Source organism: Trebonia sp., from assembly GCF_030042015.1.
In the GTDB taxonomy this organism is placed as follows: domain Bacteria; phylum Actinomycetota; class Actinomycetes; order Streptosporangiales; family Streptosporangiaceae; genus Trebonia.
Genome location: NZ_JASIAL010000408.1, coordinates 1 through 10,558 on the forward strand (window position 1 = coordinate 1; position 10,558 = coordinate 10,558).

Consider the following 10,558-nt stretch of genomic DNA (forward strand, 5'->3'; position numbering starts at 1 on the left):
CGCGGCTGCGTGCCGCCCGCGCGCCGGCGCGACCGGCCCCCGGGCGTGCAACGGCTGACGGGGGGCACGGTCGCCTGGGCGTTCCGCAAAGCCCGCGGTGGCGGTGGCGGTGGCGCTGGCGCTGGCGGTGGCGGCCAGGTCACGGCCGCCAGCGCGGCCAAGGGAAAACGGCAGGGTCCTCGCGGTCCACCGCGCGGTGCGCTGAGCCCATGTACGCATTGCTGCTCCTAGCTTGAGATCAGGGGGTTGTGGCGACGCGCCCCGCGCGGGATTACGGTCCCCGTCGCCTGATGGAGTTGGGCTACAACTTTCCGTAGTCAAAGATCGGCATGTGCAACGCGGTGCTGTAACGCACCGACGCGATCCAGGTACAGGGCGTAACGTTAACATCGCGGGGAGGGGGACGCGCAAGAGTTAATCGCGAGGCGATTCTATGTTGTGACCTATGGCCGCGCGCGACCGCGAATTGCCGGGCTTGTCCCCTAGCAAATGTCAAGGAAGCGGTCAAGAACGCGCACGCCGAAGCGCAGGCCGTCCACGGGAACCCGTTCGTCCACGCCGTGGAACATTCCGGAAAAATCCACGTTTGGCGGCAGCCTGAGCGGGCTGAACCCGAAGCACCTGATTCCGAGCTTGCTGAACCATTTCGCGTCTGTTCCGCCCGACATGCAGTACGGCACGACCGTGGCCTGCGGATCCTCGGCGAGCAGGGCGGCGGACATGGCCTCGTACAGTGCCCCGTCCGCGGTGGTTTCCACCGCTATGTCATGGTGGATAAACTCACGCTTGACCGCGCCGCCGAGCAGCCGGTCGATCTCGGCGAGGAATTCTTCCTCGCAGCCGGGAAGGAAGCGCCCGTCAATTTCGGCTGCCGCCGACTGCGGGATGACGTTAACTTTATAGCCGGCCTTAAGACCTGTCGGATTTGCCGTATTTTTCACCGTAGCGCCGACCATGCGGCCCATCACGCCGAGTTTCCCGATAACGGTCTCCGGATCCTCCGGGTCGAACTCGACGCCGAGCGCGGCGCTGGCCGCCTGGAGGAACGCCCTGACCGACTCGGGCAGCCGCACGGGCCACTCGTGCCGCCCGATGCGGGCGACCGCCTCGGCGAGCGCGGTGACCGCGTTGTCGCCGTGGATCATCGACCCGTGCCCGGCCGTGCCCGTCGCGGTCAGCCGCAGCCAGGCCAGCCCCTTCTCCGCGGTCTGCACCGCGTACATCCGCTGGTCCCCCACCTCCACGCTGAACCCGCCGACCTCGCCGATCGCCTCGGTGACCCCCTCGAACAGCCCGGGGTGCTCTGCCGTCAGGAAGCCCGCCCCCCAGGTGCCGCCGGCCTCCTCGTCGGCGGTGAACGCCAGCACGACGTCGCGCGCGGGCCGGCGCCCCTCCCGGAGCCGCTGCCGCGTGACGGCCAGCACGATCGCGTCCATGTCCTTCATGTCGACCGCGCCGCGCCCCCAGACGAACCCGTCCACGAGCTCGCCGCCGAAGGGGTACCGCTGCCAGTCCGCCGCGTTGGCGGGCACCACGTCCAGGTGCCCGTGGATCAGCAGCGCCGGCCTCGCCGGGTCCTCGCCCGCCATGCGGGCGACGACGCTGGTCCGCTTCGGGTGCGACTCGAGCACCACCGGCCCGAGCCCGACGTCACCGAGCAGGTCGACGACGTATTCGGCCGCCTCGCGCTCCCCCGGCCCCGAATGATCCCCCGGGTTCGTCGTGTCGATCCTGATCAGGTCTTGGCAGATGCCGACGACCTCGTCTTCTGCTGCCGCTTCTGCCGCCGACGTGGCGCTGGCTTGGTTCTCGGTCACCGCTCTATCGTCGCACCGCGCGGTCTGCAAAGGGGAGCAGCCCCTGGTGAGGAGCCCCAGGCCAGCCCAGCAAGTCTGGAGGCTTTTTGGCTTCGCTTAGTCGCGCCAGGTTTGCTACCCTAGGCCAGCCGATGCGAACAGCATCGCCAGTCCGGGTGGCGGAATAGGCAGACGCGCTAGCTTGAGGTGCTAGTGCCCGTCAAGGGCATGGGGGTTCAAGTCCCCCCTCGGACACAAACGATCATGCTCTGACCTGCGGTTATGTCATGGGCTAAGGATTTCGGAATGCGTCTTACCAGGTCAGAGGCATGTGGGTTCGTGTCGGGTTCAGGTTGCGGGCCGGTTAACTAGTTACGGTGACTGCGGCATACCACGCGCCAGGCTTGAGGACATCCTTTGCAATGATCAGGCCAACTCATGTGGGGTGTCCCGGACTAGGGGAGAAGCCGGGTTAGAGTGGCGGGCCGGTGAGGTCATCCCCCGCCATGCGGTAGAAGACCTTCGAGATGAGCGGCTTTGCCCCCAGCGCCTCATAGAACGCCTGGGCGCCAGTGTTGCCTGCGTCGGTGGTCCACTCGACTCGTGAGCATTCGCGTGTTCCAGACCTGCCGACCGTGCACATGCGCTCGTAACCCCTCCGATCGGGCATAACGGTAAGCAGCCTGCCGCAGTATGCTTTGATCCCGTAAAGTGACCGACTCGCTTCGCTAGGTGGTTGCAAGTGGAGATCAACCGCCTGGAAAAAGGCGAGGCACCACCGGTACCGCCCGACCGCGACGACCAGCCCGCCGCGGAACCGCGCGACTTCATCGTGACGCCCGAGGCCAGGGACCGGCCGGCGTACGACGCGAAGCCTGGCCTTCCGCCTCATCTACAACTACACCCTCGGCTTCGCATTCGGCGATCGAAAGTCGCCCGCCGAGCAGCGCCCCCGCGATACCTTGACCAGACAGGAACTGCATGCGTTCCCCCGTTCCCTGCCTGCCGGCCGCTTCCCCGCCCTCGCCGCCTACGGCCCCGGCGTCGGCGCCAACGACCGCGACCAGCGGTTCACCTCCGGCCTCGACACCCTCCTGCGCGGCCTGCAGGACGCGGCCCGCCCCTCACCCGAGGCAAACCCCTGAAGTGTCCCGGCCTGACCGCTAGCGATCCAGCCGAGCGTGCGAGAACAACTCCCAAGGAGCCCCAACGGTGCAGATTCCCACCGGCTTGCAGTCCGGCGACCGGCAGCCTTCCCCCTCCGCCACCGCACGGGGCAGCGAGTACGCACTGCTGTCCCGCCGGGTGCGCCAGGCGGGGCTGCTGGACCGGCGGCTGCGCTATTACACCTGGATGATCGCGCTGACCGCGCTGGCTTTGGCGGCCGGATGGGCCGCGTTCACCGTCCTGGGCGACTCGTGGTGGCAACTGGGCATCGCCGCATACCTGGCGGTGGTCTTTGGCCAGATCGGCTTCCTGGGCCACGACGCCGGACACCATCAGGTCCTCTGCTCACGACGCGGCAACTATGTCCTCGGCGTCCTGTGCGGCAACCTGGCAATCGGGCTCAGCTACGGCTACTGGACTAACAAGCACAACCGCCATCATGCCCATCCGAATACCGAGGGCGCTGACCCCGACATCATGATCGGCGTGCTGGCATTTTCCGGCGCCCAGGCCCGGGCGAGCCGGGGCATACAGCGGCTCGTCTTCCGTTACCAGGCCTATCTGCTGGTCCCGATGCTGTTCTTGCAGGGGGTCGGGATGCACGTTTCCAGCCTCCACACATTGACGCGGCGGGCCTGCCGGAACCGGGCATGGGAAACCGCGCTGCTCGGCGTCCACGCCGCCGGCTACCTCACCGCGATCTTCCTCGTGCTGCCGCCAGCCAAAGCGGTGGCTTTCATCGCCGTGCAGCAGGGCCTGTTCGGGTTCTACCTGGGGTGCGCGTTCGCGCCCAACCACAAGGGGATGCCGGTCCTGGCTGCATCCGATAAGACCGACTTCCTGCGCCGCCAGGTGCTGACCTCACGCAACGTCCGTGGCGGCTGGTGGACCGACTTCGCCCTGGGCGGCTTGAACTACCAGATCGAGCACCACCTGTTCCCTTCCATGCCGCGTCCCAGCCTGCGCCGCTCTCAGGCGCTGATCGCCGCGTTCTGCGTCGAGCGCGGCCTGCCCTACACCCAGGCCACCCTGCTTAGCTCCTACGCCCAGGCACTGCGCCACCTCGACGCCACCGGCAAGCTCACCCGCCCGGCAGTACTCGCTTCACCGTGCGCACACACCAGGGCGTAAGCGTGTTCACAGGACGCGGCCGCCGCGACACCGACCACGGCGCCCGCGGTCGGCCACCTGATGACGGCTGCGCTCATCGGGCACCACCGTGGTCGTGGGTGACCTCGGCGCCCGGACCCCCGATCGGCGCAGGATGGTGGTTTCGCCGCCTCCAAGTGCAGCGGTCTCGCTCTTGCCAGCATCCCGGCGCTTCACCGCCAGCGGATACGGCACCCGGCAGCGCCTCTATGCCTGCCGCACTTCAGGGCGCGCTGCTGCGGCGCCGGGAAGATGCTCTGGGCGTGGCCTGGGCGGCGGGGCTGGCGCCGCTGTGTGCCGCACTGGGAGGATATGTCCACGACCAGCGGCTCGCCCCGGCTGGGGGGAACACCGGATAGCGGGCGGCCGGGTCGCCTGCGCGCCCGGGCTAACGGTCGGCCGCAGCGCAGCGCGGCGGGCGACCGGATGCGGACTGTGACGGTACGGGGCCGGTCCCTGCGGGTGGCGGTGCGGGGCGGGATCCCCGGGCGGTCTCCGCTGCTCCTGTGCAACGGCATGGGGGCCGGCCTTGAGCTGCTGCAGCCGTTCGTTGACGCGCTCGACCCGCGGCGCGAAGTCGTGCGGTTCGACATGCCGGGCATCGGCGGATCTCCCGCGCCGGTGGTTCCCTACCATCTGTGGACGCTGGCGCCGCTGCTGAGCGGCCTGCTCGACCAACTCGGCTACCAGCAGGCCGATGTCCTAGGCATGTCCTGGGGCGGCGGCCTAGCGCAGCAATTCGCCGTCCGGTGCCCGTCGCGGGTACGCCGGCTGGTGCTGGTAGCTACCTCGCCAGGGGCCCTGATGGTCCCCGGACACCCGCGCGCGCTGCTCCGCATGCTCACGCCCAGGCGCCACCGCGGTCATGGGTATGCGCCCGGCATCGCCGGTGAACTGTATGGCGGCAGCGTGCGGGACAATCACTTGCTCGGCCGCGGGCTGCTGCACGCAACGACACGCCCCCTGACGACCAGGGGCTACTACTACCAGCTCCTGGCCACCGCCGGCTGGACGAGCCTGCCGGTACTGCCGCTGGTGCGTCAGCCCACCCTGATCCTGGCCGGCGACGACGACCCCATCATCCCGACGGTAAACGCGCGGATCTTGCACCGCCTGATCCCGCGAAGCGAACTGACCATTTACCACGGCGGCCACCTTGACCTGGTCACCCAAGCCGGACACCTGGCGCGCCTCGTCGAGGCATTCCTCGGCGCCGAAACCCCGTCCGCGAACGGGACCGGGGCATGATCAGCTCCTACTTCCTGTCGACGATCTTCAGGTGGCCATCGGTGTCAAGCTCGGCGGTGTCACCGGTGTGCAGCCAGCCGCCGGCGTCGATGGCCGCGCCGGTCCGGGCCCATCCGCGACAACCGGCGGGAAGCTCCTGCGGGGACACAGAAGCCACCGTCCGTTCGGGATATAGAAGATTTTTCCGAACGGACGCTGGCCTTTACCCAGTGATCAGGGTCAGAGCGAGCGGACGTGCTCGGCCTGCGGGCCCTTCTGACCCTGCGCGATCTCGAACTCGACCCGCTGGTTTTCCTCGAGGCTGCGGTAGCCGTTGGACTCGATCGCGGAGAAGTGGACGAAGACGTCCTGGCCCCCGCCGTCGACACTGATGAACCCGAAACCCTTGTCCGGGTTGAACCACTTGACTGTTCCCTGCGCCACGCGCATTTCTCCTTGCCTACAGTTAGCCCCCGCACCATGCGGAAACCCTGGCAGCAAATCCGCGAGCGCGTGATGAAGCACCTACGCAGAAGCTACGACCAGCAATCCGTACCATCCTAGGGGCCAGACCGTTCCCTTCGGCGACAACAGGTTCGTCCGGAGCCTGGTACTCAGCCTCGACGCAGGCGACGGCCCCGGAAGGCTCCAGATGCGGCGACGGCACCGCGGCCGGTGGCGTGGCCGCTGACCAGCACGGGGCGGGCAGGCGTGGCCACCTGTGGCGTGCGCTTCGCCGGGGGGCCAGCGATTGAGCGCAGCACTGCCGAACCGGGATCAACCACAGCGGCCTTCGGGCTGACGCCCGCTTTAAGCATCAACCTGCGGACCTCTGTCGCCTGTGCCGGAGTCTGCAGTGTGACCACAGTGCCTTCGGCGCCGCCGCGGGCAGTCCTGCCGGACCGGTGGACGTAGGCCTTGTGCTCGGCCGGCGGATCGGCGTGAATTACCAGGTCGATGCCGTCCACATGGATGCCGCGGGCGGCAATGTCAGTAGCGACCAAGGCGCGGACCTCACCAGACGCGAACGCCGCCAGGTTCCGGGCGCGCGCGCCCTGGGCGAGGTCGCCGTGGAGTTCCGCTGTCGCCGTCCCCGCCCTAGCCAGGTCGCGGGCGAGCTTGCTGGCTCCGTGCCTGGTCCTGGTGAAGATGAGCACTCGGGGCTCACCGCTGGCCAGAGTCGCCAGGACCTTCACCCGGTCCGCGGGCGCGACGGTGAGCAGATGATGGGTTATCTCAGGGCGGGCGGAAACGGCGTCGACCGCGTGCCGCGCCGGCTGGCTCAGGAAGCGCCGCGCGAGGACGTCCACGGCGCTGTCGAGGGTCGCCGAGAACAGCAGCCGCTGCCCCTCGCGCGGGGTGGTGTCAAGCAGTCGCCGGACAACCGGCAGGAACCCGAGGTCGGCCATGTGATCCGCCTCGTCCAGCACGGTGATCTCGACATCGCCGAGGTGACAGTGACCCTGCTCGATCAAGTCGGCCAGCCGTCCCGGGCAGGCGACGACGATATCTGCGCGGTCGCGGAGGGCTGCCACCTGCGGATTCTGCGAGGTGCCCCCGAAAATGACGGCGGTGCTCAACCCCACCGCGCGCGCCAGCGGCGAGAGGACCGCCTGAACCTGGGCCGCCAGCTCGCGGGTCGGGACAAGCACCAGGCCACGCGGGCGGCACGCCAGCGTGTACCCGTCCGCCAGCCTGGCAGCAAGCGGAAGGCAGAACCCGAGCGTCTTGCCCGATCCGGTCTGGGCACGCCCGAGAATGTCATGGCCGGCCAGGGCGTCGGGCAGCGTGGCGGCCTGGATCGGGAACGGCACCGTGATCCCGGTTTCAGCGAGGGCGGCCACTAGAGGCGAGGGGACGCCGAGAGCCGCGAAGGTGACGTCAGAAGCCGGAACCAGTTCGGGATCCTGCCTGCGCCGCTGCAGCCGGGCCGGTCGCGGACTTGCCGCGGGCGCGACGGCAGACTTTCCAGTGGGCATAACTGTCAAGAGATTGTCTCCAGGACTTGAGTGGCCGCGTTGTCGAAGGCGCCACATCCGTGGAGACCAGTTCGCTCACCGAGCGACAGACGACCGGCGCGGCCCCATGGCCGCGCCTTTACCGTGCGCTTTGCGCATTTCCCCTAGCGTACCGCACGCCCCGTCAGGGGCCGTCACGGCCGCGCCGCCTCCGCCGGCCAGCCGCTGGGCGCCAGGCGGGGCGGCGCCGCGAGCGCGGGCGCTACGCGCGCTTCGAGCGCAGGTGGCTCGCCATCCCCATCGCCGATGTCGGCGGCCGCGGGCCTCGGTGCGGCGGCGGGGGCGGCACGGTCGAAGAAGCGCAACAGCTCCACCGGCACGGGCATGACGACGGTGCTGTTCTTCTCGGCTGCGACCTCGACGACGGTCTGCAGCAGCCGAAGCTGCAACGCGGCCGGGTCGGCAGCCATCACCGCGGCAGCCTGCGCGAGCTTCCTGGATGCCTGGTACTCCCCGTCGGCCGAGATGACCCGTGCCCGGCGCTCCCGTTCGGCCTCGGCCTGCCGCGACATCGAACGCTTCATGGACTCCGGCAGGGAGACGTCCTTGACCTCGACGCGTTCCACCCGGATCCCCCACGGCTGCTCGGTGGGCGCATCGATAACGTCCTTGAGATGGGCGTTGATCTTGTCCCGCTCGGACAGCAACTCGTCCATGTCGCTCTGGCCGATCACCGACCGCAGCGACGTCTGGGCTACCTGGGACACTGCGAAGGTGTAATTCTGCACATTGATGATCGCCTTGACCGGATCGACGACCCGGTAGTAGACGACCGCGTCGACCTTGATCGTGACATTGTCCCTGGTGATGGCTTCCTGGCCAGGCACCGCGGCCACGACGATTTGCATATTCACCTTCCGCAGCCGGTCGGTGAACGGGTTAACCCAGGTCAGCCCTGGCTCGCGGACGCCGGGCAGCGCCTTGCCCCAGCGGAAGACCACGCCACGCTCAAACTGTGTAATGACCTTGAAGCCGAACACGCCGGCCATCCCAACTCTCGGCGCGCGGCGCGCCGGGCTACCAGGACCGCGGACGGCGCCAGCTTGTCAGCCAGCATCCGGAATGCCCGGCCCTGTTCCAATCATCACACATCCCAGCGGGCATCCCCGCGTCGGCCCCTTGGCGGCCCGGAAGCGGCGACGTTAGCCTCGGCCGTCAGGCCGGCCGACTCAGCCTGCCACGGTACTTCACCACCTGGTCCGGCCACACGCAAGCCTGCGTGCAGGGCTGGCCAAGCCGCAGCCGCGGCGTGTTCCCTGCCGTCGACCACGACCGGTCACGCACATGATGCCGGACATCTGGGTTGTGCTCGTCCCGGTGACACCGTTCCCAGCCGCGATCGGTCCGGGCGAACTCCGGACAGCGGAGCGCGCTGACCTCCTGGCCGGCCTCGGAGACTACTACCGCGAGCTCATCGTCCGTCATCTGCGGGATCCTCTCCGCCGCTGTTGGCCGCGCGCCTGACCTGGCCGGCCTGGCGTCGTCGTAGCGGCGGCCCCGGTAGCGGGATGCAGTCGCAAAGACCAGCCTATGCCCCGCGAGACGCGCTGCTCCTGCTCCTCTAAGGCTCACCCGCGCTCAGGTGACGCGCTACGCCCAGCCGAGCAGGGCGAAGATCGCCTATCAGGTGTCTGGCACTGGTCCACGGGACCTGGTTATAGCGCCCGGCCTGGTCCATCTAACATCTGGACATTCAGTGGCTGCAGACCGCGTACCGCAGGTTCGTCCGGACCCTGGAGCAAGGCAATCGCCTGATCCGGCGCTTCGGCCGGAGGCATCAGAGCTTGGTCAACTTGGCGCAGGGCGTCGTGATGCGCACCTTTTGCGTGCCGAAGTCGATAACCAGAACGGTGTCATCCTCAACGCTCACGACCCGGCCGAGGCCGTACCTGTCATGAGTCACCTGGTCCCCCACGCCGAACTGCTCGGCGGGCGGGGCGGCGGGCGGAGGCTTGAAGGGACTTGTGGGCAGGAAGCGCCGGGCCTCGGCGCGGACAGGCTTCATCATGTCCAGTATGCGGTCTGGCGCCGCCACTGCCTCCTCGAGGCGAGAGCCAAACTGACGCGCTGGAACCGGCACCTTGCGCCACGCTGAGTCGAGTATCACCATCGAACTCGCGTAGATCAGCCGGTCCACCGTGAGAAGTATCAGCCGGGCCGTCCAACAGGTACTGGCCGTCGCCCGGGACAGTCTGATCGCCGGCCATGATCTCAACTGAGGCACGGCAGCCTTGCGAGAGCCGGGACGGCCTGCGTAACAAGGCAGTCCCGGAACTCCCATGGTAAGGAGAAGGTCGGCGTTCGATCCGGTGGCGGGCTCTTATACGCCGCCAGATTTTCGCCATGCATCTCGGCGGCTGCGGCAAGGTATTCGCGCAATCGCTGTGCGCGCGGCTGACCGACATGCAGCGCAGCACGGATAGCGCGTACCGACGGAACGCGATCCACTGCCAGATCAGCGGCGAACACCACTGCGGCGTGCTTCGCAAGCGGATCGGACATGGAGACGCCGTCATGCGGGCCGGGGGCGGCCGCCGGTGCCTGGACGCCCCGGATGATCACCATCAGCAGCTCGTACGAGCCGACAAGCGCGACCGCGGGCCACGCGGCGACAGCGGCGCCGATCAGACCATGGCCCAAGCCGTGGGCGACATTCGCGGCCAGCGTCGCCGCGATGCCCAGGCCGAGCAGCCACCGGGCCAGCACCGGAACCGGCACCTTCCGCCGCGCCGAGTCCAGCATCACCATCGAACTCGCGTAAATCAGCCCGTCCACGGTCAGCGGGACCAGTCGCGCCGTCCACCCCACCTCCCCGTGGGCCCGCACCTGACCGAAGGCGTGCTCGTAGGACGCCACAGCTGCAACCGCAGCGACACCGATCACGACTGCAGCGGTCGTCCACCGGATGACCCGGTCCGCCCCCATCACGCGGCACCGCCGTCAACTGCGAACTCTGCTGTCAGCACCCATGGGGTTTTTGGTGCAGACGGACCTCGGACACCCAAACCGGGGAAATTTCCCCTAAACCAGACATCACTCGAACACGCTGCCCGGCTGCATGCCCGCAACCTGCTTCACCGCCGCCGTGGCGCTAGCCCCTGCAGCGGCGCCCAAGCCCCGCGGGCCAAGGTAAGGCTGGCTGCCCCACGACCTGGCCCCACGGCCGTCACGGCTCGACGTCACCCGCACAGAAAGGCCCCC

General features: G+C 68.5%; 13 protein-coding genes and 1 tRNA gene. 4 read left to right on the forward strand and 10 right to left on the reverse strand.

The features are described from left to right. Positions 1–219, reverse strand: a 219-nt coding sequence (locus tag Q1N79_RS21995; protein ID WP_300611904.1) for a hypothetical protein, incomplete at its 3' end; no start/stop codon positions are given. Between the two features lie 263 nt (positions 220–482). Further along, on the reverse strand, positions 483–1,817 hold the full coding sequence (locus Q1N79_RS22000) for a M20/M25/M40 family metallo-hydrolase (RefSeq protein ID WP_300611907.1): 1,335 nt from the start codon (positions 1,815–1,817) through the stop codon (positions 483–485). A gap of 149 nt (positions 1,818–1,966) precedes the next feature. Between Q1N79_RS22000 and Q1N79_RS22005 the strand changes: the two genes are divergently transcribed. Then, positions 1,967–2,051: transfer RNA gene (locus tag Q1N79_RS22005), tRNA-Leu, on the forward strand. Between the two features lie 217 nt (positions 2,052–2,268). Here Q1N79_RS22005 and Q1N79_RS22010 read toward each other — a convergent pair. Then, positions 2,269–2,466: a hypothetical protein gene (locus Q1N79_RS22010; RefSeq protein WP_300611910.1), complete on the reverse strand. Its 198-nt coding sequence runs from the start codon at positions 2,464–2,466 to the stop codon at positions 2,269–2,271. 220 nt (positions 2,467–2,686) lie between these two features. Here Q1N79_RS22010 and Q1N79_RS22015 point away from each other — a divergent pair, with 220 nt between their 5' ends. The 3 genes from Q1N79_RS22015 to phaZ all read left to right on the forward strand — a co-directional run bounded on the left by Q1N79_RS22015 (position 2,687) and on the right by phaZ (position 5,360). Continuing rightward, positions 2,687–2,941, forward strand: a complete 255-nt coding sequence (locus tag Q1N79_RS22015) for a TetR/AcrR family transcriptional regulator C-terminal domain-containing protein (protein ID WP_300611937.1) — start codon at positions 2,687–2,689, stop codon at positions 2,939–2,941. An 85-nt stretch (positions 2,942–3,026) separates the two neighbouring features. Next, positions 3,027–4,094, forward strand: coding sequence for an acyl-CoA desaturase (locus tag Q1N79_RS22020; protein ID WP_300611913.1), 1,068 nt, complete (start codon positions 3,027–3,029; stop codon positions 4,092–4,094). Between the two features lie 453 nt (positions 4,095–4,547). Then, positions 4,548–5,360, forward strand: coding sequence for a poly(3-hydroxyalkanoate) depolymerase (phaZ, locus tag Q1N79_RS22025; protein ID WP_300611915.1), 813 nt, complete (start codon positions 4,548–4,550; stop codon positions 5,358–5,360). 7 nt (positions 5,361–5,367) lie between these two features. Here the strand turns inward: phaZ and Q1N79_RS22030 are convergent, their stop codons facing one another. From Q1N79_RS22030 to Q1N79_RS22060, 7 genes are all read right to left on the reverse strand, one after another. Continuing rightward, entirely contained in the window at positions 5,368–5,508 is a 141-nt protein-coding gene (locus Q1N79_RS22030) for a hypothetical protein (protein WP_300611917.1), read from the reverse strand. A gap of 71 nt (positions 5,509–5,579) precedes the next feature. After that, positions 5,580–5,783, reverse strand: a complete 204-nt coding sequence (locus Q1N79_RS22035) for a cold-shock protein (protein WP_300611920.1) — start codon at positions 5,781–5,783, stop codon at positions 5,580–5,582. A gap of 170 nt (positions 5,784–5,953) precedes the next feature. Next, positions 5,954–7,183, reverse strand: a complete 1,230-nt coding sequence (locus Q1N79_RS22040) for a DEAD/DEAH box helicase (RefSeq protein WP_300611923.1) — start codon at positions 7,181–7,183, stop codon at positions 5,954–5,956. Between the two features lie 308 nt (positions 7,184–7,491). Next, a complete protein-coding gene (locus Q1N79_RS22045) occupies positions 7,492–8,337 on the reverse strand; it encodes an SPFH domain-containing protein (protein WP_300611926.1) in 846 nt (281 codons plus the stop codon). A 175-nt stretch (positions 8,338–8,512) separates the two neighbouring features. After that, a complete protein-coding gene (locus Q1N79_RS22050; protein WP_300611929.1) occupies positions 8,513–8,782 on the reverse strand; it encodes a hypothetical protein in 270 nt (89 codons plus the stop codon). A gap of 352 nt (positions 8,783–9,134) precedes the next feature. Continuing rightward, positions 9,135–9,494: a hypothetical protein gene (locus tag Q1N79_RS22055; RefSeq protein WP_300611931.1), complete on the reverse strand. Its 360-nt coding sequence runs from the start codon at positions 9,492–9,494 to the stop codon at positions 9,135–9,137. Between the two features lie 74 nt (positions 9,495–9,568). Next, positions 9,569–10,282 carry a DUF2637 domain-containing protein gene (locus tag Q1N79_RS22060; RefSeq protein ID WP_300611934.1) on the reverse strand — a complete coding sequence of 238 codons (714 nt, stop codon included), beginning with the start codon at positions 10,280–10,282 and terminating at the stop codon, positions 9,569–9,571. Positions 10,283–10,558: the final 276 nt, after the last annotated feature.

Coding starts and splice junctions, on each gene's coding strand:
- Q1N79_RS22050 (WP_300611929.1), bottom strand. CDS start 8,782: ATGACGGACGATGAGCTCGCGGTAGTAGTCTCCGAGGCCGGCCAGGAG.
- Q1N79_RS22060 (WP_300611934.1), bottom strand. CDS start 10,282: ATGGGGGCGGACCGGGTCATCCGGTGGACGACCGCTGCAGTCGTGATC.
- Q1N79_RS22010 (WP_300611910.1), bottom strand. CDS start 2,466: ATGCCCGATCGGAGGGGTTACGAGCGCATGTGCACGGTCGGCAGGTCT.